Here is a 23,649-nt window from a genome sequence, read left to right on the forward strand (position 1 = left end):
CCGGTTTGCCACCCCGGCACAACAGCGCGCACTTCCCACTGGCCGACAAGCCGACCCACCGGCGACCGTCTCGATGCGAGAGCAGCCCGGCCAACTGCGCCTGCTCGATCCCCGCTCGGCGCGAAAAACGCAGTCCAGATGCGCTGGGCGCGCCGGTTTGCCACCCCGGCACAACAGCGCGCACTTCCCACTGGCCGACAAGCCGACCCACCGGCGACCGTCTCGATGCGAGAGCAGCCCGGCCAACCGCGCCTGCTCGATCCCCGCTCGGCGCGAAAAACGCAGTCCAGATGCGCTGGGCGCGCCGGTTTGCCACCCCGGCACAACAGCGCGCAGTTCCCACTGGCCGACAGGCGGACCCACTCGCGACCGGGTGCAATCCCAGCGCGGCCCGGCGCATGCTTCATCTGGCTCGAGGGACGCGGTCGGGGTGCGCTGGCGTGTTGGTAGCGAATTCTGGATATAGGGCGCGGGCGAGTTCCGAACCGCACGGCGGATTTCGGGGATCGGTTCGTCGGACCGGTGGGTTGTGGCGCTGCGCATCGGACGTCCGGATTCATCGTTCCGTTCGATGAGTAGGCGCCGGTCCAGCCGTGACCCGGATTCGGTCAGAGATCGAAGGTTTCGCCTGGGGCCACCGCGTGGACCGGCCCGGTGAACTGTTCCTTCGCTTCGGCGATCACGTCTTCGCGTGAGGTCCACGGGGGGATGTGGGTGAGCAGGAGTTCCTTCACGCCGGCCTCGGCGGCGATCTGGCCGGCCTCGGTGCCCGAAAGGTGAATGCCGGGCGGCCGATTCGCCGGGTCGTGGGTCCAGGAGGCCTCCGCCATCAGGACGTCGGCGCCCTGCGCGAGTTCGTGGACCTGGGGGCAGAGCGCGGTGTCGCCGGTGTAGACGAAGGTGCGTCCGGCCGCGGTGACGATCCGCAGACCGTAGGACTCCGGTGGGTGGTACATCCGGCGCGCGGTGACGGTGTGACCCGCGCCGAACGCGACGGGCTCGCCCTCGACCCAGGGCCGCATGTCGATCACGTCGGACCAGTCGTCGCATTCGCCGCCGACCTCGGCGGACGCGTTGCCGATGCGCAGCGAGGTGTCCGACGGGCCGCGCACGATCGCCTGCCCCTCCGGGGGCGTCGGGTGGTAGCGGCGCCACACCAGCAAACCGGGCAGGTCCAGGCAGTGGTCGGCGTGCAGATGGGTCAGGAAGATGTCGACCTCACCGGGATCGGCATGGCGCTGCAACGCGCCGAGCACTCCCGGACCGAAATCGATGACCGTCGGCCGCATGTCCGGGCCGGTCAGCAGGTACCCCGACGCGGGAGAGTCCGGGCCGGACACACTGCCCGAGCACCCGAGGACGGTAAGGCGCATTCCCCCATGCTGCCACGCGGAATTCTCACTCAAGAAAGGATCCCCCACATTTCCGGCGGGCCGCCCGCTCACCGCGGCGACGCACCGGCTCCGGCTCGGTCCCCGCGGCGGCTTCGTCGTGCATCTCCAGAGAGTACCCAGCCGGCCAGCAATCCACTCAACGCGCCGAATAGATGCCCCTGCCAAGAGATTCCGGGCTGTCCGGGCAGGACGCCCCACAGCAGCGACCCGTACAGGGCCAGCACCACGAGGCCGAGCACGATCTGCCCGACGTTGCGGGCGAACCAGCCCCGGCAGATGAGGAAGGTCAACCAGCCGAATACCAGCGACGACGCGCCGATGTGCACGCTGCCCGTCGCTCCGGTGAGCCAGACGCCTAGCCCGGCCAGCAGCCAGATGATCGCGGTCGCGGCCAGCCCGCGTCCGATGCCGCTCACCAACACCAGGAAGCCGAGAACCAGCACCGGGAGCGTGTTACCGACCAGATGCCCCCAGTTGTCGTGCAGCAACGGCGCGAACAGGATGCCGGACAGTCCCTCGGCCCGGCGGGGCTCGATACCCGCGCTCTCCAGGTTTCCGTGGACGGCGGCGTCGACCCCTTCGACCCCGTAGAGCACACCCACGAATCCGGCGATCAGCACACCGGCCCGCAGCCACAGCTGCTTGATCGCGGGGACGCCCCTGGGCGCGAACGGTGTGGACGGCCGCGGCGCACCGACGGGCTCGCCCAGCTGCGCACGGATCGCCGCGATCCGATCCGGGTCGAACGACGGCCCGAGTCCCGCGCCTGCCATGGCCACCTCCTCGCCGCGGCGGGGTCGTCGCCCCGCCTCACCGAGGGTACCGGCGCGGCCGGTGATCAGGCCCAGAGCTGGCCGTCGAGCCGCTCCTCCGCCTCTTCGAGGGTGCCGTCGTAGGCGCCGGTCGACAGGTACTTCCACCCGCCGTCGGCGACCACGAACGCGATGTCGGCACGCGTGCCCGCCTTCGCCGCCTTACGGGCGACGCCCAGCGCGGCGTGCAGGATGGCGCCGGTGGAGATCCCGGCGAAGATGCCTTCCTCGAGCACCAGTTCGCGGGTGCGCTTCACCGCGTCGTAGGGGCCGACCGAGAAACGCGTGGTCAGCACGCTCTCGTCGTACAGCTCGGGGATGAATCCCTCATCGATGTTGCGCAGGCCGTAGACCAGTTCGCCGTACCGCGGCTCGGCGGCCACGATCTCGATGCCGGGCACCTTCTCGCGCAGGAAACGGCCGGTCCCCATCAGCGTGCCCGTGGTGCCGAGACCCGCGACGAAATGCGTGATCTCGGGCAGATCGGCCAGGATCTCCGGGCCGGTGGTCTCGTAGTGCGCCGACGCGTTCGCCGGGTTGCCGTACTGGTAGAGCATCACCCAGTCCGGATTCTCCGCCGCGATCTGCTTGGCCAGCGCGACGGCCTGGTTGGAGCCGCCCGCCGCCGGGGAATCGATGATCCGCGCCCCGAACATGGTGAGCAGCTGCCGCCGCTCCACCGAGGTGTTCTCGGGCATCACGCAGATCAGCTGATAGCCCTTCAGCTTCGCGGCCATGGCCAGCGAGATGCCGGTGTTGCCGCTGGTCGGCTCCAGAATCGTGCAGCCGGGCCGCAGCAGCCCGTCGGCCTCGGCCTGCTCGATCATCCGCAGGGCGGGCCGATCCTTGATCGAGCCGGTGGGGTTGCGATCCTCCAGCTTCGCCCACAACCGCACGTGGTCGTCCCCGTCCCACTGCGGGGACAGCGTGCGCAGGCCGACCAGCGGAGTGTTGCCGAGGGTCGCGATCAGCGATTCGTAACGCGCCACGGGAACGGTCAGCCTCCGGCCACGGCGGGGAGGATCGTGACGCTGGCGTCCTGGGGCACCTCGGCGGCGAGCCCGCCGGCGAAGCGCACGTCCTCGTCGTCGACGTAGATGTTGACGTAGCGGTTCAGCTTGCCGTCCTTCAGCAGGCGCTCGGCGAGCCCGGGGTGGTTGGCCTCGAGGTCGTCGATCAGCGCCGACAGCGTGGCGCCTTCGGCCTGCACGCGCTTCTCACCTCCGGTGAGGCCGCGCATGATGGTCGGGATGGAGACGGTTACCGGCATGGGTACTCCTCGGTTTCGCGAACAGGCATCGGTCTAGTTCTCGTACGCGTCGACGATCCGCACCGGCTCCTCGGTGACCTCGCCGTCGACGATCCGGTAGCTGCGCAGCTCGTGCTGCTCGGGATCGCGGGTGGAGATCAGCACATAGTGCGCGAAGGGCTCGGAGGCGTACGACACGTCGGTGCGGCTGGGATAGGCCTCGGTGGCGGTGTGCGAGTGGTAGATGACGACGGGCGTCTCGTCGGCGTCGTCCATCTCGCGCCACACCTTCAACTGCTCGCCGGAGTCGAAGCGGTAGAACGTGGGCGACCGCTCGGCGTTGACCATGGCGATGAAGCGCTCCGGACGATCCGAGCCCTCCGGCCCCGCGATCACACCGCAGGCCTCGTCCGGGTGATCGGCGCGCGCGTGCGCCACCATCGCCTCCACAAGGTCGGCCCTGATCACCAGCACGAGTCGCACACCTTTCCACAACGCCGACCCATCGCAGTCGACAACGAGCCAGGATATTCGGCTATTCCCGCCCCGAGGTCGCCCGGCCCCCGGTTCCGCGCCCAGGCGCACAACCGACACTTACGGCACACGACAACGGCGCACTTCGACGCCGGTCACCGCCCCGCCCAACTCCCGGGCTCCAGCACAGCACCACCGAGCATGCGCCGTTCGCGGCCCGGCTCGCCTCCGAGCGACCGCCGGGTACACGAGGAAGAAGAGCAGCGACCAATCGGCACCACAACCTGGACTCTGCCCGCGCGCCCGAGTCCGGAGTTCCGATGCCATCGCGCCCGGCGCACCGCAACCACGTCTTCCGAGCGAAGCGAGACCGAGCATCCGCCGTTCGCGGCCCGGCTCGCGTTTGCGTGGCCGTCGCGTAGGCGACGAAGGAGCAAGCGGCGGTCGCGCAAACGCGAGCCACCAGTGGGCCGCGAACACCCAGCGCCGCAGGCGCTGGAAATCAGATACCGAACAGGTCACCGTAGGCCGGGATGCCCGCCACCGTGTGTGCCGAGCGGATCGCGTCCACGACGGCGCGCTCGACGCAGACCGCGGCTGCCGTGCAGATCTCGTCCAGGACAAGGAGATCGGCGGGGAAAGCTGGCGGAAGCGGCAGGTCCGTGCCCTCTTCCGCCGTTCCGGTGGCGAGCGCGAAGAGGGTGTCCCCGTCCAGCGGCGAGTGCGCGGGGCGGATCGCGCGGGCCAACCCGTCGTGCGCGGTGACGGCGACCCGCCTGCATCCGGCCGGGTCGAGCGGGGCGTCCGTGGCGACGACGCCGATCGTGGTGTTGAGCACGGTGCCCTTCACCGGCAGCGCGTTCGCCGCCGCCAGTTGCTCCGCGGTCGGCGGCCGCAGGTCGAAGAAGCCGGGCCCGTCGGTGCCGCATCCCCACGGCAACCCGGTGCGGGGATCGAACACCGAGCCGACGGGATTGGCCACGATCAGCGCCGCGACGGTGATGCCGGCCGCGGCGCCTTCGCCCAGCGCGATGCTCGCGGTGCCCACCCCGCCTTTGAGCGATCCGGCGCGCGCGCCGACGCCCGCACCGACCGATCCGCGGGCGAAGTCGGCGCTCGCCGCCGCGGCGGCCCGGTAGCCGAACTCGGCGGTCGGACGGATGTCCCAGGCGCCGACCGGGAGATCGAAGATCACCGCCCCGGGAACGATGGGCACCACCCGGCTCGGGTCGGCCGGGTCCATCACGATGCCCGCGCCGTTCTCCTCCAGCCAGCGCATCACCCCGTCCGCCGCGGCGAGGCCGAACGCACTGCCGCCGGTGAGCAGGATCGCGTCGATCTGACGGACGGTGTTCATCGGATCGAGCAGATCCGTCTCGCGGGTACCCGGGCCGCCGCCGCGCACGTCGACCGCCGCCACCGCGCCGCCCGGCACGCGCACCACCGTGCATCCCGTCGCCGCCCCGGAGCCGAGCGTGGCGTCCGAGTCGAGGACGTGGTGATGCCCGACCAGCACGCCGGGCACATCGGTGATCGAATTACGTTCTCCCGGGATGGCTTTCACCAGCTACTCCTCACGGCGCGGAACTCCTGACGTTCGGCGCCGATCTTCGCAGCACAGGGGTCAGGGAGCCAGCGCCTGGAGCAGCGAGTCCTGTATCCAGGTCAGCCAGTGGTACACGTCCAGGTGCGGAGCGCGCGGATCGTCGGGGTCGAGATGGTCGGGCGTGTCGGCGTCGATGTTCAGCACCGTCCCGAGCGCCAGCCGCACATCGGTGAGCGCCGTCAACCACGCGTCGGCCTGCTCGGGAGTGAGGATGATCTTGCCGCCCGCGCTCGGCACGGTGTCCAGCACGACCGACCCCGCCGCCAGCTTGGCGTCGATGATGTCGGGCTCGTGCAGGCTGCGCAGCGCGCTGTTGAGGTCGGCGCGCTCGGCGTCGGGCGAGCCGGGCTCACTGCGGTGGAAGTCCGGGAGGAGTCTGCGCAGCCGCGGGTCCTCCGGCGGGACGGTGTTGCCGGATCGCAGTCCGGTGAGGGCGGCCAAGTCGTCCTCAGGGGCCGACCCGGCGCGTTCGGTGAGCAGCCCGGAGACCGCCCCGACCAGGGACCGAAGCACGTTGGCCTCCCGTGCGTCCATCTCGGATCGCAGTTTGAGACCGCTCAGCGAGTTCTTCCTGCTCCACTTGCGCACGGCGTCAGGGTAGTCGGCCTGGTCAGTCGTCCCGCTGCATGGTGGCCCAGAGTCCCGCGGCGTGCAGCCGCTGCACGTCGTGTTCCATCTTGTCCCGGGAACCCGACGAGACCACCGCCTTGCCCTCGTTGTGCACCTTCAACATCAGCTCGGTCGCCTTCGCTTTGCTATAGCCGAACAGCTTCTGGAAGATATAGGTGACGTAGTGCATCAGATTGACCGGGTCGTCCCAGACCACGGTGACCCAGGGGCGGTCCTCCGCCTCCAGGATCTCGGTGTATTCGACCGCTTCGGGCGTCGCCTGTGCCGCCGACAATGTCGCGTTCGCGGCGTCCACAACGACGTCACCCCGGACTCTGTTGCGCAAGGCCATAAGGTCAAGGGTACGACTCGACTCCGGATAAACAACACCCACGCTGCCCGATTCGCCTATTCGCCGGTTCACCGAGCCGATGCCGGACACCATGAGCCGACCGTTCTGTCTACAGTGACAGCGTGGACCTGCGTGACGGCCTCGCCAGCACCGCGCTGCTGACCGACCAGTACGAACTGACCATGCTCGCCGCGGCGCTGGCCGATGGATCGGCGCATCGGCAGTGCACGTTCGAGGTGTTCGCTAGACGTTTGCCAAACGGTCGTCGCTACGGCGTCGTTGGGGGTACCGGCCGGGTGCTCGACGCGCTGCGGCAGTTCCGGTTCGGCGCGGCGGAGCTGGCCGTGGCTGCCCCGTTCTCGGATCGGCGAACCCTCGACTGGTTGCGCGACTACCGGTTCACCGGCGACATCGACGGCTACGCCGAGGGCGAGCTGTACTTCCCCGGTTCCCCGATCCTGTCGGTGCGCGGCAGCTTCGCCGAATGCGTCGTCCTGGAGACGCTGATCCTGTCGATTCTCAATCACGACAGCGCGATCGCGGCCGCGGGCGCCCGGATGGTCAGCGCCGCCGGGGGCCGCAGGATGATCGAGATGGGGTCGCGGCGCGCCCACGAGCAGGCCGCCGCGGACTGTGCTCGCGCCGCGTATCTGGCCGGTTTCGACGCCACCTCGAACCTGGAGGCGGTGCGTCGCTACGGCATTCCGGGCGCGGGCACCAGCGCGCACGCCTTCGTCCTGCTGCACAGCGGCCCCGACGGGGCGCACGAGGCCGAAGCGTTCCGCAGCCAGGTGCAGACGCTCGGCGTGGGCACGACGCTGCTGGTGGACACTTTCGACATCAGCAGGGGCGTCGCGACGGCCATCGAGGTCGCGGGAACAGAGCTGGGCGGCGTGCGGATCGACTCCGGCGATCTCGGCGTCCTGGCCAGGCAGGTACGCGACCAGCTCGACGCGCTCGGCGCGACCCAGACCCGCATCGTGGTCTCCGGCGATCTCGACGAGTACGCCATCGCCGCGCTGCGCGCCGAGCCGGTCGACGTCTACGGCGTCGGCACCGCGCTGGTCACCGGCTCGGGCGCGCCGACCGCGGGAATGGTGTACAAGCTGGTCGAGGTCGAGGGCGTGCCGGTGGCGAAACGCAGCAGTCACAAGCAGTCCCGGGGTGGCACGAAGAAGGCCGTTCGCTTGGCCCGCGACACCGGGACGATCGTCGAGGAGATCGTCTATCCGGCATCCGGGCCGACGCCGCCGAGCAACGGCTTCGAAGCCCGTGAGCTACTCGTCCCGCTGATTCGCGAAGGCAAGCAGGTCGACGACCTGCCCACCCTCGCCGAGAGCCGCGACCTGGTGGCCCGCGGGTTGATCAGCCTGCCCTGGGAAGGCCTCAAGCTGTCGGCGGGCGAGCCCGCCGTGGTGACCACGTTCGTCTGAGGTCACCGCCCCCGCCGTTCGGCGCGGGGCACCAGCAGCAGTCCGGCGGCGAACAGCGCCGCGAACACCACGCCGGTGACTCCGAACCACACCCAGTCCGACGGCTCGGCGGGACGGGAGCCGAGCGAGTAGAAGACCACCAGGAAGACGGTGGTGCCGATGGTCACGCTGCGGAACAGTTTCGCAGTGCTCATGAGGTCTCCATGCGGGAAGGCGGCGAACCGGCCGCCGGGTGAAAGGGGCATCCGGTAATCACCGTGGGCGGCGGCCGCGTTTACAACCCAAGCGTCCGACCGAGCGGCAGAATCGGAACTGTCATCCAGCCGGACCGCGGGAGGATCGCCATGACCCGGGCACTGATCATCGTCGATGTCCAGAACGATTTCTGTGAGGGCGGTGCGCTGGCGGTCGCCGGCGGGGCCGCCGTGGCGGCCCGGATCAGCGAACACCTCGCGGCGGCGGACTACGGCGCGATCGTGGCGACCCGCGACCACCACATCGATCCCGGCGCGCACTTCTCCGAGGAGCCCGACTACATCGACAGCTGGCCGCCGCACTGCCGGATCGGCACGCCCGGCGCGGATTTCCACCCGGCCCTGGACATCGGCCCCGTTCAGGCGGTCTTCTCGAAGGGCGCGTACGCGGCGGCCTACTCCGGATTCGAGGGCACGACCGAGGACGGCACCGGGCTGGCCGACTGGCTGCACGACCGCGGCGTCGACGCCGTCGACGTGGTCGGCATCGCGACCGATCACTGCGTGCGCGCCACCGCCCTGGACGCGCGAATCGAGGGTTTCGACACCCGAGTCCTGCTCGACCTCACCGCCGGCGTCGCCCCGGAGACGGTCGCGGCCGCGCTGGATCGCATGCGCGGGGCCGGCGTCGACCTCGAAGGTGGCATCAGCCGATAGACCGTCCGGTCTCGGCGAGCGGGCGGTCCTGTCGGAGGCGCCGAGTAGGCTGCTCGCGTGCCCGAACTGCCCCCCGTTTCCGACCTTTTGGCCACCGCCGTGCAGGCGCTCGGCGGTAAGGAGCGCGCCGGGCAGGTGACGATGGCCGCGGCGGTGGACCACGCGATCGATACCAAGGAGCATCTCGCGGTGCAGGCCGGGACGGGCACCGGCAAGTCGCTGGCGTATCTGGTGCCGAGCCTGCGCCACGCCGTCCGCACCGGACGCACCGTGGTGGTCTCCACGGCGACGATCGCGCTGCAGCGTCAGCTGGTCGACCGCGATCTCCCCCGGCTGGCCGAGGCGCTGAGCGGCCCGTTGGGCCGCACGCCCCAGTTCGCGATCCTCAAGGGTCGCAACAACTATCTGTGCTTGAACAAGATCAACAGCGCCATCCCGGACGAGCCGGCGGAGGCGGAGCTGTTCGACGCCTTCGCGATCTCCCGCCTCGGTCGCGAAGTGCAACGGCTCAACGAGTGGGCCTCCGACACCGAGACCGGTGACCGCGACGAACTCGCTCCGGGGGTGAGCGATCGCGCCTGGCGGCAGGTCAGCGTGTCGTCGCGGGAGTGCCTCGGCAAATCGCGCTGCTCCTTCGGCCAGGATTGCTTCGCCGAGCGCGCCAGGACGGAGTCGGCGCAGGCCGACGTGGTGGTGACCAACCACGCTCTGCTGGCCATCGATGCGATCAGCGGCATCCAGGTGCTGCCCGAACACGACGTGGTGGTCATCGACGAAGCGCACGAACTGGTCGACCGGGTGACCGGCGTGGCCACCGCCGAACTGGCCGCTTCCGCGATCAGCGCGGCGGCCAGGCGCTGTGCCAAGCTCATCGACGAGCAGGAGGTGGACCGCCTGGAGGGCGCCGCCGAGGCATGGCACACCGTGCTGGACGAGCTGCCCGCCGCCCGGTGGGACACCTTGCCCGAGGGCGTCGCCCCGGTGCTGGCCCTGATCCGCGATACCGCGTGGAACGCGCGCACCGCGCTCGCGCCGCCGGGCAGCACCACCGCGCAGGGCGATCCGGAGAGTTCCGCCGCCCGCACCATGGCACTGGCCGCGCTCGACGAGGTGCACGACAGTGCGGTCCGCGCGCTGACGGCGTTCGACGAGCCCGATCCCGCCGCGCGCCGGGACGTCATCTGGCTGGCCGCCGACGAGATCCGGGGTGTGCAGCGCCGTTCGCTGCGCATGGCGCCGCTGTCGGTGGGCGGGCTGCTGCGCAGCAGGCTGTTCGGCACCGCGACCGTCGTGCTGACCTCGGCGACGTTGCAGATCGGCGGCTCGTTCGACGGGCTCGCGGTCACCTGGGGCCTGCCGGCGCAGTCGGGCAATCGCACCGACCCGGCCACCGCGAACGGCGCGCAGGCACCGTCGGACACCGAGACCGTGCGCTGGAGTTCGCTCGATGTCGGCTCGCCGTTCGATCACGCCAAGTCCGGCATCCTCTACGTCGCCAAGCACCTGCCCGCACCGGGCCGCGACGGGCTGGCCCCGGCCTACCTGGACGAGATCGAGCGGCTGATCACGGCCGCGGGCGGGCGCACCCTCGGCTTGTTCTCCTCGATGCGCGCCGCCCGCGCGGCCACCGACGCGCTGCGCGACCGGTTGCCGACCCCGGTGTTGTGCCAGGGCGAGGACGCGACCGGCGCGCTGGTCCGCAAGTTCGCCGACGACCCGGAGACGTCCCTGTTCGGCACGCTGTCGCTGTGGCAGGGCGTCGACGTGCCCGGACCGTCGCTCAGCCTGGTGATCCTCGACCGCATCCCTTTCCCGCGCCCGGACGATCCCCTGCTGGCGGCGAGGCAGCGGGCCGTGGAGATGCGCGGTGGAAACGGATTCATGACCGTGGCCGCCAATCACGCCGCCCTGCTGCTCGCGCAGGGCACGGGACGGCTGCTGCGCAGCGTCGACGATCGCGGTGTGGTCGCCATCCTCGATTCCCGCCTCGCCACCGCCCGCTACGGCGGCTACCTACGCGCCTCGCTGCCGCCGTATTGGGAGACGGCCGATCCGGAGGTCGTGGTCAAAGCATTGCGGCGGTTGGCCGCTGCGGCGAAGGTGTGATACCGAACACACCGCCCGCAAGCTAATTCCAAACGGAAGTAGATTTGGGGGTCGATACGTCGGGTGACCCCCAATTCCCACTCCGAGGTATCGGCCGGTCCCCGCGCCAAGCCCTGCACGCGGCGCGGGGACATCACCAAACCCCCTGTGTGCAGCCGATCTCAGCCGCGCACGGCCACCGCGTCGACCTCGAAGATCATGCCGGGCAGCGCGAGCGCCGCCACTCCGGTCAGCGTCTGCGCGGGCGGGCGGTCCCCCCAGATCGCGGCGATCTTCTTCCCGAGCACCGCCAGCTTGTCCAGATCGTGGTCGACGATATGCGTCCGCAACTGCGCCACGTCGGCGAAGTCCACTCCCGCCGAGCGTAAGGCGATGCCGAGGTTGGCGAACGCGTTGTCCACCTGAACCGCGAATTCCGTACTGGTCGTGCGCCCTTCGGCGTCCGAGTCGTACTGCCCGGCGATGAACACCAGTTCGCCGCGCGCCACCGCCACATGGCTGTAGCCGAACCCGGTCGGATCGTGCAATCCCTCGGGATTGCTGATTTCGACGCCCATCACTTCTCCTCGGTCGGTCAAAAGGCTGCGATAAGACGACGATCCCGCCGCCCGTTGTGTGACATGAACGGGCCCGCACCCGACCGCGGCGCGGCGACCGAGGTCACCGCGCCGCGAATCCGGCTGCGCCGCAGGGTCAGAGCGCCCACTTGAGAATCAGCGTGAGCACGCCCGTCACGACCGCGAGGATCAGCGCGCCCACGCCCCACACGAATCCGTGCCGTGCCCACGGACGCCCGGCGTCCAAGGAGAACTTGCCGGGCCCGGTGAACGGCAGTGCCGCGCCGACCACCCCGAACAACACGCCCATTTCGTACCCGCCCAGCAGGCCGCCCGCCCACGTGGCGTTGATCGCGTTGATCATCGTGCCCAGCACGATCGCCCCCGCCAGCGGCGTCAGCAAGCCGAGCAGCAGGAGAAGACCGCCGCCGAGCTCGGTCAGGCCCGCCAGCGTCCCGAACACCTTGCCCGGGTTGTAACCCATCTGCTCGAAGCCGTCGGCGTTGGCCTGCAGACCCGGTCCGCCCCACCAGCCGAAGAGTTTCTGGGCGCCATGTGCCGCGAGCAGGCCGCCGAAGACGACGCGCACGATCAGCAAGCCGATGTCGGTGGCGATGCCGTCCAATTCGCTGTCGGTGCTGGTTCTGTCGAGTACGGATTTGATGGTCATGCTGGTCCTCATCCCTGCGCTGTCGTTTCGGACACGATCGTTACTTCGGCGAATAAGCGGACTACGGTCCGATTATCTCACGAAAGGGCAAACTGCCCGATCTCTCCGTCTATTCCACGGGTAGGCGACAGGGACGGTTCAGCGCGACGACGAGCGGGGAATCACTCCGCGAGGAAGAAGAAGTAGCCGAGGAACACCAGCATCAGCGCCCACATCGCCGGATGCACCTCCTTGACCCGCCCTCGGGCCGCCATGACCACCGGATACAGCAGCATGCCCATGGCCAGGCCGTTGGCGATGGAGTACGTCAGCGGCATCATCACGATGGTGACGAACGCGGGCACCGAGTACTCCAGACGGTTCCAATCGATCTGGCCCAGCGCGCGGGCCATCAGGATGCCGACCACGATCAGCGCGGGCGCGGTCACCTCACCGGAACCGGCCACCACCGCGAAGATCGGATAGCAGAACATCGCGATGAGGAACCAGCCCGCCGTGGTGACGGCGGTCAAACCGGTCCGTCCGCCCGCCGAGACGCCCGCGGTGGATTCCACATAGGCGGTGGTGGTGGAGGTGCCGATGACCGCGCCGGCCATGGTGCCCACCGAGTCCGCCGCCAGCGCGCTCGCGGCGCGCGGCAGCTTGCCGTCCCGGTCCAGCAGACCGGCCTGGTTCGCGACGCCGATGAGCGTGCCGGAAGCGTCGAAGAAGTCGACGAACAGCATGGTCAGCACCACCACGGCCATCTGACCGGTGAACGCGTCGGGCAGATGGACGATCGCCTGGCCGAAGGTGTGCTCGAGCCCCTTCGGCGCGGCGAACACACCCTTGGGCAGATCGACCAGGCCGCTGACGATGCCGACGATCGTGGTGAGCACGATGCCGTAGAGCACCGCGCCGTGCCAGCCCCGCACCAGGAACACCACGGTCACCAGCAACCCGAACAGCGCGAGCAGCGTGGTGCCCTCGGTGAAGTCGCCGAGGGTGACCAGCGTCGCGTCGCTGTTCACGACGATCCCGGCGTTCTTCAGACCGAGAAAGGCAACGAACAACCCGATGCCCGCGCCCACGGCGAGCTTCAGCTGCATCGGGATCGCGTTGAGAATTCGTTCGCGAATGCGCGTCACGGCCAGGACGAAGAAGATGGCGCCGGACAGGAACGTGCCCGACAGCGCGACCTGCCACGGAATCCCCATGCCGAGCACCACCGTGTACGCGAAGAACGCGTTGAGCCCCATGCCCGGCGCGAGCGCGATCGGATACCGCGCCCACAGTCCCATGACCAGCGTGCCGAACACCGCGGCGACGGCGGTGGCGGTGAACACCGCCTGCATGGGAATGCCTCGGTCGCCCAGCGCTCCCTGGTCGCCGAGCACCGCGGGATTCACCGCGAGGACGTACGACATGGCGAGGAACGTCACGGTTCCCGCCATGACTTCGCGCTTGACGGTCGAGCCGGTCGAGCGGACCCCGAAGTACCCGTCGAGGCGTCCTCGGGTCCGGTGCAGAACGTCGGTGACCATGGGTGACTCCAGTCGAGAACGGTGCGGGGCGGCCGAAGGCACGGTAACCGACGGTTCACTGCCCGGGGCAACCCGCGGTGGCGCCACCGTGACCGGCGCCACCCTGGCTACGCGCTCGGCGCTGAGACCAACCCGAACTCGGCGTCGGAGGCCAGCAGATCGTTGTGCGGCAGCACGCGCACGGTGTAGCCGACCGCGCCGGACAGCGGCAGCGGGGTGTCGACCGTGAACAGCTCCGCGCCGGCATCGGACCCGCTGTGCGTCATCGGGACCGTCGTGGTGTCGGAGAGGTCGTCGGTCGCCGACACCCGGCCCAGCACCGCCTGCACCACCACGTCCGGCACGCTCAATCCGCCCAGCTCGACCCGCGCGGTCAGCGACAGCCGCGCCCCGATGACCGGCGTGTCCGGCAATCCCGCGCTGTCCACCTGGATCACCTTGACCGAGGGCCACGCCGACTCGATCCGGTGGCGATACTCGGCGATGGCCCGAGCGACCGCGAAATCGTCGGCCGTCGCCCGCTGATAGGCCGCGGCGGCGGGAGCGTAGTACTCCACCGCGTAATCGCGGACCATCCGGGAAGCCAGGACCTGCGGTCCCAGGGTCTGCAGCGTGTGGCGGACCATCTCGACCCAGCGCACCGGCATCCCGGCCGCGTCGCGCTCGTAGAAGCGCGGCGCCACGGCGCGCTCGAACAGGTCGTAGAGCGCGGCGGCCTCCAGATCGTCGCGGCGGTGCTCGTCCCGGACGCCCTCCGCGGTCGGAATGGCCCAGCCGTTCTCGCCGTCGTACATCTCGTCCCACCAGCCGTCCCGGATGGACAGGTTGAGCCCGCCGTTGAGCGCGGACTTCATGCCGGAGGTGCCGCACGCCTCCAGCGGCCGCAGCGGGTTGTTCAGCCAGACATCACAGCCCCAGTACAGGTAGCGGGCCATCGACATGTCGTAGTCGGGCAGGAAGACGATCCGGTGCCGCACCTCGGGGTCGTCGGCGAAACGCACCACCTGCTGGATGAGCGCCTTGCCGCCGTCGTCGGCCGGGTGGCTCTTGCCCGCCACGACCAGCTGCATCGGCCGCCGCGGGTCCAGCAGCAGGGCGCGCAGCCGCTGCGGGTCGCGCAGCATGAGGGTGAGGCGCTTGTAGGTCGGCACCCGGCGCGCGAACCCGACGGTCAGCACGTTCGGGTCGAAGACGCCGTTCACCCAGCCGAGTTCGGCCTCCGCGGCGCCGCGCGCCAGCCAGGACGCGCGCAGCCTGCGGCGCACCTCGTCAACGAGGATGCCGCGCAGCGTGTTGCGGGTCGACCACAGCTCGGTGAGATCGACGTCGCGCAACCGTTCCCAGCCGCGCCCCTCCTCGACCAGTTCCGCGCCGATGTGCTCGCGCGCCTTGTCCACCCACTCCCGCGCCGCCCACGTAGTGGCGTGCACGCCGTTGGTGACCGAGCCGATCGGCACCTCCGCCGGGTCGAAACCCGGCCACAGCGAGGCGAACATCGACCGGCTCACCGCGCCGTGCAGCTTCGAGACGCCGTTGGCGCGCTGCGCGAGCCGCAGACCCATGTGCGCCATGTTGAAGACCGATGGATCGGCTTCCCGGCCGAGCGCCACGATCCGGTCCACGGAAAGGCCCGGCAGCAAGGCGGATTCGGATTCGCCGTGCGCACCGCCGAAGTAGCGCCGCACCATCGGCATCGGGAAACGGTCGATGCCCGCGGGGACCGGGGTATGCGTGGTGAACACCGTGCCCGCGCGCACGGCGGCGAGCGCGGAATCGAAATCCTGGCCGGCCGCGACGAATTCCCGGATGCGTTCGACACCGAGAAAACCCGCGTGGCCTTCGTTCATGTGGAACACGTCGGGATCGGGCAGCCCGGCGGACGCGGTGAACGCGCGCACCGCCCGCACACCGCCGATACCCGCGAGGATCTCCTGGCGGATGCGGTGTTCCTGGTCGCCGCCGTAGAGCCGGTCGGTGACCGCCCGCAGCTCAGGGTCGTTCTCGGCGATGTCCGAGTCGAGCAGCAACAGCGGAACCCGGCCGACCTGCGCGATCCACACCCGCGCACGCAACACCCTGCGGTCCGGCATCGCCACGTGAATGAGCACCGGCGAACCGTCGGAGGTGAGCGCCCGCAGCGGCAGGCCCTGCGGATCCAGCGCCGGATAGTGCTCGGCCTGCCAGCCGTCCGTCGTCAGGGACTGCCGGAAATACCCCGAGCGATACAGCAATCCCACGCCGATCAGCGGCAGGCCCAGATCGGAGGCTGCCTTCAGGTGGTCACCGGCCAGAATGCCCAGTCCACCCGAGTAGTTCGGCAGCACTTCGGTGACACCGAACTCCATCGAGAAGTAGGCGATGCCCCGCACGCCTTCCTCCCCCGCCCGGCGCTGGAACCAGCCCGGCGCCACCAGGTACTCGCGCAGGTCCGCCGCCGCGGCGTCGACACGGGCGACGTAGTCGGGGTCGGCGGCCAGTTCGTCCAGCCGCGCCGCGGGGACCTCGCCCAGCATCCGGACCGGATCGTGCCCCATTTCCTGCCACCGCCGCGGATCGAGCGCGGCGAACAGGTCCTGGGTCGGCGGATGCCACGACCAGCGCAGGTTCGTGGCGAGCTCACCCAGGGCCGCCAGGCGCTCGGGCAGATGGGCACGGACGGTGAAACGACGCAATGCCTTCATTCGGTAGAACCTACACGGCGCCTGGTGCCCTCGCCCTGCGCGACCACGCCCCGAACAACCTCCCGACCAGCGCGTTTCCGCACCGCGCGGGTCGAAGGAAGCACTTCATCCGAGCGCACGTAACGCTCTCTACCGTCACGGAACGGCCACGGCGGGCGCACCGGCGCCTTCGTCCCCGCTACCCGATCGAGACCCGCGCTCGCTTGTGAACTCCGGAACGCCGGGCAAACCCACAAGCTGTGCGGACCAACCGGCCGCACCAACCGAATCAGTACGGGAGTGATCGAGATGTGGATGACAGCACACCCAAATCGCGCCCGCGATCGGCGCTGGTCGCGCGCTGGAGCAGCGATCACAGGGTTCGGAGCTTTCGCGGCGGCATTCGTTCTCGTCGCCCCCACCGCCGGCGCGGCGGTAACGACGGTGACCGCGAGCCCGGCCCAAGGCATGAGCTTCGGAGTCGGGAACTACGGCACCAATTGCCAGTACCGGGTGACGGCGACGGTGGACAGTTCTTCGTCCGATCCCGTGCAGTTCGCCGATAGTGCGGGAGGCAGCTTCTCGCCGAATCCCGCGACGGTGGTCGGCAACCAGGCCACCACCGTCTGGATCCCCGGCGCGACCGGACAGCACACCATTTCCGCGACGCAAGGCGCCGGCCCCGCCTGGACCTCACCCGCGATGACGGTGGGCAACGGGATGAACCTCGGCTTCGCGTGCCTGGTCATGCCGTAAGCGGCATTTCGTGAATGCCGGGTCGAACGCCGGGCGGCCACCCAGCGCATCATGCTCCACGGCGGTGGCCGCCCGCGCGTCCTGGTCCCGCATCGGCCGCGGCCACGGAAATCGGTGGCCCGAGCGGGGACGAGGTGACAGCATCGGCTGATGCCGCACTGGGTTCACGTCCTCCCGCAGTTCCTGTTGGCCTGCCTGTTCATCGCCGCGCTGCCGGGGCCCGCGACCGCCCTGTTCCTGCAACGCGCCGTCCGGGACGGCCGTACCGCGGGTCTGGCGGCGGTGGCCGGGAACGAGATCGGCGTGCTCGGCTGGACGCTTGCGGGCGGGGCGGGGCTGTCCGTCCTGCTGGTCGCGAACCGGGCCATGCACACGGCCGTGCACGTCGTCGGCGCGCTGGTGCTGATCTGGCTCGGTGTGCAGGCATGGCGCGGCGCCCGCGGCGACGGCGAATTCGGCAGTGCCATGACGCGTATGCTTCCCGCGGGCCGCACGCCCGCCGCCGCATTCCGCGCTTCGCTGATCTCGATCGCGGCCAATCCCAAGGCGGCGGTCTTCGGGCTCACCGTCCTTCCCCAATTCCTGCCGTCCGACGGTCCGGTGCTGCCGACCGTCGTGATCCTGGCGCTCATCCAATTGGTGGTCGACACCGCGTGGTGCGTCGGCGTGGTCCTGGCCGCCGACCGCGCGGGCGCCTGGCTGCGCCGCACCGGCATCAGGCAGCGAGTAGAGCGCGCCCTCGGCGCGGTGCTGGTAGCGCTCGGACTCGGCCTCGCCGCCGACGCCCGCTGAAACCGTCAGCCCAGCTCAGCCCCCGCGACGAGCGGCCGGAACCGGGCTCGAAAATTCTGCGGATCGAGTCCGGAAGGCCGGTTACCGGTAGGTTGGTCCCGTGACCGGCCGCATCGCTATCGATGACACTGCCCCGTCCATCCCAGGCGGCCGGCCCGCCAAGGCGGTGGTCGGCGAGGTATTCCCGGTGCGCACCGTGGTGTGGCGCGAAGGGCACGACGCCGTCGCCGCCACCCTCGTCGTGCGTGCCCCTGGCGCCTCGCGAGTCACCCGCATCCGCATGACGCCGGACTACGAACCCGACGTCTTCAACGCGACCTTCACCCCGAATACGCCGGGCGCGTGGACCTACCGGATCGAAGGCTGGAGCGATCCCATCGCGACCTGGCGCTCGGCGGTCGAGGCGAAACTGGCCGTCGGGCAGAGCGCCGCCGATCTGGCCAACGACCTCGAGCTGGGCGCCCGCCTGTTCGAGCGCGCCGCGCAGGCCGTCCCCAAGAAACAGTTCCAGCGCCTGCGCGCGGTCGCGGCGGCGCTGCGCAGTGACGAACAACTGCCCGCGCGGGTGGCCCCGGCCTTCACCGAAGAAGTCGCCGGGATCCTGCGCGCCACACCGCTGCGCGACCTGGTCACTCGCGGACCCCAGCACACCGTCCAGGTCGAGCGGCACCGTGCGCTCTACGGCTCCTGGTACGAGTTCTTCCCGCGCTCGACCGGCGGCCGCGACGCCGCGGGCAAGCCGGTCCACGGCACCTTCGCCACGGCGGCCGAAGAACTTCCGCGCATCGCCGCCATGGGTTTCGACGTGGTCTACCTGCCGCCGATCCACCCGATCGGCGAAATCAACCGCAAGGGACGCAACAACGCGCTCACCGCGGAGCCGGGCGACGTCGGCTCGCCGTGGGCCATCGGCTCGAAGCACGGCGGTCACGACGCCGTCCACCCGGACTTGGGCACCGAAGCCGATTTCGCCGAATTCGTCCGGAGGGCACGAGAACTCGGCCTGGAGGTGGCCCTCGATCTCGCTTTGCAGTGCGCACCCGATCACCCGTGGGTGCGGGCGCATCCCGAGTGGTTCACCACGCTGCCCGACGGCACCATCGCCTTCGCGGAGAACCCGCCCAAGAAGTACCAGGACATCTACCCGGTCAACTTCGACAACGATCCCGACGGCCTCTACGCCGAAGTCCTGCGGGTGGTCCGGCACTGGATCGGCCTGGGCGTCACCCTCTTCCGCGTCGACAACCCGCACACCAAGCCCGCCGACTTCTGGGAGTGGCTGATCGCGAACGTGTGGCGCACCGACCCGGACGTCATCTTCCTGTCCGAGGCGTTCACCCGCCCCGCCCGGCTCTACGGCCTGGCCCGGCGCGGATTCAGCCAGTCCTACACGTATTTCACCTGGCGTGTGGCCAAATGGGAGCTGACCGAGTTCGGCAACGAACTGGCCGCGAAGGCCGACGAGGCCCGCCCGAACCTATTCGTGAACACCCCGGACATCCTGCACGAAAGCCTCCAGCACGGCGGGCCCGGAATGTTCGCCATCCGCGCCGTCCTGGCCGCCACCCTCGCGCCGACCTGGGGCGTCTACTCCGGCTTCGAGCTGTTCGAGCATCAGGCAGTGCGCCCCGACAGCGAGGAGTACCTCGACTCGGAGAAGTACGAGCTGCGCCCGCGCCCGTTCGCCGAGGCGCTCGCGCGCGGCGAATCACTGGAACCGTGGCTCACCCGGCTCAACGAGATCCGCCGGGCGCACCCGGCCCTGCAACAGCTGCGCTGCCTGCATTTCCATCACGTGGACAACGACGCGCTGCTCGCCTACTCCAAGATCGACCCCGTCGGCGGCGACGCCGTGCTCGTCGTGGTGAACCTCAACCCCTTCGGCGCCGAGTGGGGCATGCTCTCGCTCGACCTGCCCGCGATCGGCCGCGAATGGCACGACCATCCGGTGGTGTACGACGAGGTCAGCGGCGAAGAGTATCACTGGGCGCAGACCAATTACGTGCGGTTGGACCCCGCCCGCGCCGTCGCGCACATCATCGCCCTTCCCCCCGTGTCGCAGCAGGCGCGCACCGAACTGGCCTACCGCAGGACGCTGCGATGAAGCGCCGCGACCTCATGCTGCTCGCGGCGGGCACCCACACCGACCCGCACACCGTGCTGGGCGCGCATCCCCATCCCGACGGCACGGCCGTGCGGGTACTGCGCCCGCACGCCGAAACCGTGTCGGTGCGCGTCGGCGGCGTCGACCACGCGCTGAAATCCGTGGGTCACGGCGTGTTCGCCGCGGTGCTGCCGTACCCGGAGGTCATGGACTACCGCGTCGTCACGACCTATCCCGGCGGCCAGACCATCGTCAGCGCCGACGGCTACCGCTTCCTGCCCACGCTCGGCGAACTCGACCTGCACCTGATCGGCGAAGGCCGCCACGAACGCTTGTGGGAGGTGCTCGGCGCCCACCCGCGCCGCTACACCACCCTCGACGGCGAGGTGACGGGCACGTCGTTCGCGGTATGGGCGCCGAACGCACGCGGCGTCACCGTCATCGGCGACTTCGACGGCTGGAGCGGCAACACCGCGCCGATGCGCACCTTGGGATCCTCCGGAATCTGGGAAGTCTTCGTCCCGGGTGTCGGGCCCGGGACCAAGTACAAATACCGGGTGCACGGCGCCGACGGACGGACCGTCGACCACGCCGACCCGCTCGCCTTCGCCACCGAACAACCTCCGGCGACCGCATCGGTGGTCGCCGAGAGCCACCACGCGTGGCACGACCACGCCTGGCTCGAGCAGCGCGCCGCCACCGACCCCACCCGCGCGCCGATGAGTGTCTACGAGGTGCATCTCGGGTCGTGGCGGCCCGGACTCGGCTATCGCGAGCTGGCCGACCAGCTCGCGGAGTACGTAGCGGCGACCGGATACACCCACATCGAATTGCTTCCCATCGCCGAACATCCGTTCGGCGGCTCATGGGGTTACCAGGTCACCTCCTACTACGCGCCGACGGCACGCTTCGGGTCCCCCGACGACTTCCGCGCGTTCGTCGACCGGATGCACGCGGCGGGCATCGGCGTCCTGCTGGACTGGGTCCCCGCCCACTTCCCGCGCGACGAGTGGGCGCTGGCCCGTTTCGACGGCACCCCGCTCTACGAGCACGCCGACCCTCGCCGGGGCGAGCAACTCGACTGGGGCACTTACGTGTTCGACTTCGGCAGGCCCGAGGTGCGCAACTTCCTCATCGCCAACGCTCGCTACTGGATCGAGGAATTCCACGTCGACGGTCTGCGCGTCGACGCCGTCGCCTCCATGCTCTACCTCGACTACTCCCGCGGCGAAGGCCAGTGGGAGCCGAACGTGCACGGCGGGCGGGAGAATCTGGAGGCCGTCGACTTCCTACAGGAACTCAACGAGACCCTGCATCGGCAGCACCCCGGCGTCGTGACGATCGCCGAGGAGTCCACCACCTGGCCCGGCGTCACCCGCGGCACCGACGTGGGCGGTCTCGGTTTCACCATGAAATGGAACATGGGCTGGATGCACGACACCCTCGGGTTCCTCGGACGCGATCCGGTGCACCGCTCCTGGCACCACAACGAGATCACCTTCTCGCTGGTGTACGCCTGGAGCGAGAACTACGTGCTGCCGATCAGCCATGACGAGGTCGTGCACGGCAAAGGCACACTGTGGACCAGGATGCCGGGCGACGATTTCGCCAAAGCCGCCGGCGTGCGGGCGCTGCTGGCCTACATGTGGGCCCACCCGGGCAAACAGCTCCTGTTCATGGGCCAGGATTTCGGCCAATTCCGGGAGTGGTCGCACGATCGCGGCCTGGACTGGCACGAACGGGACAATCCGCTGCACCAGGGCATCACCACACTCGTGCGGGACATGAACGCCGTCTACCGCGCCCATCCCGCCCTGTGGAGCCGGGACACCACCCCGGGCGGCTACGCCTGGATCGAGGCCGACGACCGCACCAACAACGTGCTGGCGTTCCTGCGCTACGGCTCCGACGGCTCCGTGGTGGCCTGCGTCTACAACTTCTCCGGGTCGACCCATGACGCCTACCGGGTCGGCCTGCCGCACCCGGGACGCTGGCTCGAAATCCTCAACACCGACGCGGCGGACTACGGCGGCTCCGGCCTGGGCAACCTCGGCGAGGTGCTGGCGACCGACGAGCCCTGGCACGACCGTCCCGCCTCGGCCGCCGTGACGCTCGCGCCGCACGCCGCGGTCTGGCTGCGCCACCGCTAGGAGCCGCACCGGCCGCTGAGACTCAGTACAGTGCTGCGGCCAGCTTGCGGCGCGCGGCCACGACGAACGGCTCGGCCTGGTCGAACAACTCGAACAACTCGAGCAGACGGGTCCGCGCCCTGGTGCGGTCGTCGCCGGAAGTGCGCTTGACCACGCCGATCAGCCGATCGAAGGCCGCCTCCGGACGCTGCTGGAAAAGTTCGAGATCGGCGGCTCGGATCGCGGCGTCGACATTCGACGGGTCCGCGTCCGCCTCCGCGACGGCCGACTCCGGCAGGTCCTGAGCTCGCGCCAGGAAGCGCAGCTGGCGCAACGCGCCCTTGGCCTCCTCGTTCGCCGGCTCGGCGTCGAGAATCGCTTGGTAGGCCGCCTCGGCGCCGGCCAGGTCACCCTGCTCCAGCGCCGCCTCGGCCGCCGCGAAACGCGGATCCTCGGCCGGCTGCTGCGGCTGCCCACCGCCTTCGAGCTTGCCCGCCACCGCGTCCACCACCGCGTTCAGCCACTGCCGCACCTGCGGCTCGGGCTGGGCGCCTTCGAAATCGGCCAGCGGTTGCCCGGCCGCGATCGCGATCACCGTGGGGATGCCCTGTACCCGCAACGCCTGCGCGATGCGCATATTGGCCTCGGCTTCGACCGTGGCCAGATCCCAGGTGCCGCCGTCGGCGGCCACCAGACGCTCCAATGTGCGGACCAGTTCGATGCTGCCCGGGCTGCGCTGCGAGTACAGCACCACCACCACGGGCACCTGCATGGACCGGCGCAGGACCTTGGTCTCGAAATCGGCCTCGGACACCGCGTGGTCGCCACCGGCCGCGGCGCCCGCGCCTCCCGCGGGCTGCTTCAGGCTGGACAGATCCACCGCTCCGGACATGGCGGCGGCGACAGCGGGCGAAGGACGGCGTGCGGCTGGTCGATTCACGACTTCCAGTTTGTCACGACGTGGCGGATACGGGTGCCCCGGACTCGGCCGAACCGGCGTTGCTCAGCTCACCCAACTGCCCCGAACGCACCGCCCACACTTCGAACAGCACGGTGCAGAACGGCGGGATGCTGGACAGCAGCGCGAGCACGGTGGTCTTGGCGCTCCACCCCAGCTCGCGCGCCGCCACGATCGCGGTGATCACGAACAGCACGAACACGATGCCGTGCGTCATGCCGAACACCTTGACCGGCCACAACACCGGCTCGGGAATCCGTTTGAACACCATGCCGATGATCAGCAGCACCCAGGAGATCGCCTCGAGCACCGCGACGAAACGAAACCGCTTGGCCACCGTGCTCAGGTCGAAGACATTGCCCATGCGCCCATTCTGCCGGATGCACTACACACTGTCGTAGTGAGCTGTGTCTAATTTGCTGTGTTCGATTTGCGGCGCCTGCGGCGCCGCGTGTTCGCGGCGTCCACTCCGGTCGGCCGGTTCGAACACGCGGCCTCGTTGCCGACCGCCGCGCAACGGAACGTAGCCCGGCCGGACCCCGACACGTTGCATT

The 23,649-nt window shown here is 69.8% G+C and carries 22 protein-coding genes; 7 read left to right on the top strand and 15 right to left on the bottom strand.

Translation table 11 applies throughout. The features are described 5' to 3' along the window. Positions 1-608 precede the first annotated feature (608 nt). The 8 genes from ABZ552_RS33760 to clpS all read right to left on the bottom strand — a co-directional run bounded on the left by ABZ552_RS33760 (position 609) and on the right by clpS (position 6,496). On the bottom strand, positions 609-1,373 hold the full coding sequence (locus ABZ552_RS33760; RefSeq protein ID WP_281916780.1) for a cyclic nucleotide-degrading phosphodiesterase: 765 nt from the start codon (positions 1,371-1,373) through the stop codon (positions 609-611). Between the two features lie 68 nt (positions 1,374-1,441). Beyond that, positions 1,442-2,167 carry a rhomboid family intramembrane serine protease gene (locus ABZ552_RS33765; protein ID WP_357441909.1) on the bottom strand — a complete coding sequence of 242 codons (726 nt, stop codon included), beginning with the start codon at positions 2,165-2,167 and terminating at the stop codon, positions 1,442-1,444. Positions 2,168-2,232: 65 nt separating this feature from the next. Then, positions 2,233-3,195: a cysteine synthase gene (locus tag ABZ552_RS33770; RefSeq protein WP_281875199.1), complete on the bottom strand. Its 963-nt coding sequence runs from the start codon at positions 3,193-3,195 to the stop codon at positions 2,233-2,235. 8 nt (positions 3,196-3,203) lie between these two features. Then, positions 3,204-3,476, bottom strand: coding sequence for a MoaD/ThiS family protein (locus ABZ552_RS33775; RefSeq protein WP_063051456.1), 273 nt, complete (start codon positions 3,474-3,476; stop codon positions 3,204-3,206). Positions 3,477-3,509: 33 nt separating this feature from the next. Next, complete coding sequence (locus ABZ552_RS33780; RefSeq protein WP_159842684.1) at positions 3,510-3,929, bottom strand: M67 family metallopeptidase; 420 nt, start codon at positions 3,927-3,929, stop codon at positions 3,510-3,512. A 502-nt stretch (positions 3,930-4,431) separates the two neighbouring features. Next, a complete protein-coding gene (locus tag ABZ552_RS33785) occupies positions 4,432-5,493 on the bottom strand; it encodes a P1 family peptidase (RefSeq protein WP_357441912.1) in 1,062 nt (353 codons plus the stop codon). A 60-nt stretch (positions 5,494-5,553) separates the two neighbouring features. After that, the gene (locus ABZ552_RS33790; RefSeq protein ID WP_281875201.1) at positions 5,554-6,123 is read right to left on the bottom strand and encodes a DUF2017 domain-containing protein; all 570 of its coding nucleotides are present in this window, start codon (positions 6,121-6,123) and stop codon (positions 5,554-5,556) included. 22 nt (positions 6,124-6,145) lie between these two features. Next, positions 6,146-6,496, bottom strand: a complete 351-nt coding sequence (gene clpS, locus ABZ552_RS33795; protein ID WP_281875202.1) for an ATP-dependent Clp protease adapter ClpS — start codon at positions 6,494-6,496, stop codon at positions 6,146-6,148. Between the two features lie 122 nt (positions 6,497-6,618). Between clpS and ABZ552_RS33800 the strand changes: the two genes are divergently transcribed. Continuing rightward, complete coding sequence (locus ABZ552_RS33800) at positions 6,619-7,929, top strand: nicotinate phosphoribosyltransferase (RefSeq protein ID WP_281875203.1); 1,311 nt, start codon at positions 6,619-6,621, stop codon at positions 7,927-7,929. A 2-nt stretch (positions 7,930-7,931) separates the two neighbouring features. Here ABZ552_RS33800 and ABZ552_RS33805 read toward each other — a convergent pair whose 3' ends face one another. After that, on the bottom strand, positions 7,932-8,123 hold the full coding sequence (locus tag ABZ552_RS33805) for a hypothetical protein (protein ID WP_281875204.1): 192 nt from the start codon (positions 8,121-8,123) through the stop codon (positions 7,932-7,934). A gap of 150 nt (positions 8,124-8,273) precedes the next feature. Between ABZ552_RS33805 and ABZ552_RS33810 the strand changes: the two genes are divergently transcribed. Together ABZ552_RS33810 and ABZ552_RS33815 are read left to right on the top strand one after the other, a co-directional pair. Continuing rightward, positions 8,274-8,840 carry an isochorismatase family protein gene (locus ABZ552_RS33810; RefSeq protein ID WP_357441915.1) on the top strand — a complete coding sequence of 189 codons (567 nt, stop codon included), beginning with the start codon at positions 8,274-8,276 and terminating at the stop codon, positions 8,838-8,840. 57 nt (positions 8,841-8,897) lie between these two features. Beyond that, positions 8,898-10,946 (top strand): ATP-dependent DNA helicase, encoded by a 2,049-nt coding sequence (locus ABZ552_RS33815; protein ID WP_281875206.1) that lies wholly within the window; start codon positions 8,898-8,900, stop codon positions 10,944-10,946. 161 nt (positions 10,947-11,107) lie between these two features. On the opposite strand, the gene ABZ552_RS33820 is transcribed toward ABZ552_RS33815, so the two are convergent. The 4 genes from ABZ552_RS33820 to glgP form a co-directional block, all read right to left on the bottom strand. Next, positions 11,108-11,503 (bottom strand): Rid family hydrolase, encoded by a 396-nt coding sequence (locus tag ABZ552_RS33820; RefSeq protein WP_357441917.1) that lies wholly within the window; start codon positions 11,501-11,503, stop codon positions 11,108-11,110. Positions 11,504-11,639: 136 nt separating this feature from the next. Then, complete coding sequence (locus ABZ552_RS33825) at positions 11,640-12,173, bottom strand: DoxX family membrane protein (RefSeq protein WP_281916775.1); 534 nt, start codon at positions 12,171-12,173, stop codon at positions 11,640-11,642. Positions 12,174-12,334: 161 nt separating this feature from the next. Next, positions 12,335-13,696, bottom strand: coding sequence for an NCS2 family permease (locus tag ABZ552_RS33830; protein ID WP_281875210.1), 1,362 nt, complete (start codon positions 13,694-13,696; stop codon positions 12,335-12,337). A gap of 107 nt (positions 13,697-13,803) precedes the next feature. Further along, entirely contained in the window at positions 13,804-16,377 is a 2,574-nt protein-coding gene (gene glgP / locus ABZ552_RS33835; protein WP_357441919.1) for an alpha-glucan family phosphorylase, read from the bottom strand. A gap of 423 nt (positions 16,378-16,800) precedes the next feature. Between glgP and ABZ552_RS33840 the strand changes: the two genes are divergently transcribed. The 4 genes from ABZ552_RS33840 (at position 16,801) to glgB (ending at position 22,158) form a co-directional block, all read left to right on the top strand. Further along, the gene (locus ABZ552_RS33840) at positions 16,801-17,112 is read left to right on the top strand and encodes a hypothetical protein (RefSeq protein WP_281875212.1); all 312 of its coding nucleotides are present in this window, start codon (positions 16,801-16,803) and stop codon (positions 17,110-17,112) included. A 150-nt stretch (positions 17,113-17,262) separates the two neighbouring features. Beyond that, positions 17,263-17,904 carry a LysE family translocator gene (locus ABZ552_RS33845; RefSeq protein ID WP_281875213.1) on the top strand — a complete coding sequence of 214 codons (642 nt, stop codon included), beginning with the start codon at positions 17,263-17,265 and terminating at the stop codon, positions 17,902-17,904. A gap of 100 nt (positions 17,905-18,004) precedes the next feature. Then, positions 18,005-20,008 carry an alpha-1,4-glucan--maltose-1-phosphate maltosyltransferase gene (locus tag ABZ552_RS33850; protein ID WP_357441922.1) on the top strand — a complete coding sequence of 668 codons (2,004 nt, stop codon included), beginning with the start codon at positions 18,005-18,007 and terminating at the stop codon, positions 20,006-20,008. Beyond that, complete coding sequence (gene glgB, locus ABZ552_RS33855; protein ID WP_281875215.1) at positions 20,005-22,158, top strand: 1,4-alpha-glucan branching protein GlgB; 2,154 nt, start codon at positions 20,005-20,007, stop codon at positions 22,156-22,158. The genes ABZ552_RS33850 and glgB overlap by 4 nt, the downstream gene beginning before the upstream one ends. 22 nt (positions 22,159-22,180) lie before the next feature. Here the strand turns inward: glgB and ABZ552_RS33860 are convergent, their stop codons facing one another. Then, positions 22,181-23,029 (bottom strand): tetratricopeptide repeat protein, encoded by an 849-nt coding sequence (locus tag ABZ552_RS33860; RefSeq protein WP_281919466.1) that lies wholly within the window; start codon positions 23,027-23,029, stop codon positions 22,181-22,183. Positions 23,030-23,090: 61 nt separating this feature from the next. Then, positions 23,091-23,459 (bottom strand): DUF3817 domain-containing protein, encoded by a 369-nt coding sequence (locus ABZ552_RS33865; protein WP_357441924.1) that lies wholly within the window; start codon positions 23,457-23,459, stop codon positions 23,091-23,093. Positions 23,460-23,649: the final 190 nt, after the last annotated feature.

Source organism: Nocardia sp. NPDC019219 (assembly GCF_040632645.1).
Taxonomy (GTDB): domain Bacteria; phylum Actinomycetota; class Actinomycetes; order Mycobacteriales; family Mycobacteriaceae; genus Nocardia; species Nocardia sputorum.

Bases quoted from the DNA above. Each gene is read 5' to 3' on its own strand.
- ABZ552_RS33845 (WP_281875213.1), top strand. From the start codon at position 17,263: ATGCCGCACTGGGTTCACGTCCTCCCGCAGTTCCTGTTGGCCTGCCTG.
- ABZ552_RS33775 (WP_063051456.1), bottom strand. From the start codon at position 3,476: ATGCCGGTAACCGTCTCCATCCCGACCATCATGCGCGGCCTCACCGGA.
- ABZ552_RS33825 (WP_281916775.1), bottom strand. From the start codon at position 12,173: ATGACCATCAAATCCGTACTCGACAGAACCAGCACCGACAGCGAATTG.
- ABZ552_RS33805 (WP_281875204.1), bottom strand. From the start codon at position 8,123: ATGAGCACTGCGAAACTGTTCCGCAGCGTGACCATCGGCACCACCGTC.
- clpS (WP_281875202.1), bottom strand. From the start codon at position 6,496: ATGGCCTTGCGCAACAGAGTCCGGGGTGACGTCGTTGTGGACGCCGCG.
- glgP (WP_357441919.1), bottom strand. From the start codon at position 16,377: ATGAAGGCATTGCGTCGTTTCACCGTCCGTGCCCATCTGCCCGAGCGC.
- ABZ552_RS33830 (WP_281875210.1), bottom strand. From the start codon at position 13,696: ATGGTCACCGACGTTCTGCACCGGACCCGAGGACGCCTCGACGGGTAC.
- ABZ552_RS33865 (WP_357441924.1), bottom strand. From the start codon at position 23,459: ATGGGCAATGTCTTCGACCTGAGCACGGTGGCCAAGCGGTTTCGTTTC.
- ABZ552_RS33765 (WP_357441909.1), bottom strand. From the start codon at position 2,167: ATGGCAGGCGCGGGACTCGGGCCGTCGTTCGACCCGGATCGGATCGCG.
- glgB (WP_281875215.1), top strand. From the start codon at position 20,005: ATGAAGCGCCGCGACCTCATGCTGCTCGCGGCGGGCACCCACACCGAC.
- ABZ552_RS33820 (WP_357441917.1), bottom strand. From the start codon at position 11,503: ATGGGCGTCGAAATCAGCAATCCCGAGGGATTGCACGATCCGACCGGG.
- ABZ552_RS33760 (WP_281916780.1), bottom strand. From the start codon at position 1,373: ATGCGCCTTACCGTCCTCGGGTGCTCGGGCAGTGTGTCCGGCCCGGAC.
- ABZ552_RS33860 (WP_281919466.1), bottom strand. From the start codon at position 23,029: ATGTCCGGAGCGGTGGATCTGTCCAGCCTGAAGCAGCCCGCGGGAGGC.
- ABZ552_RS33810 (WP_357441915.1), top strand. From the start codon at position 8,274: ATGACCCGGGCACTGATCATCGTCGATGTCCAGAACGATTTCTGTGAG.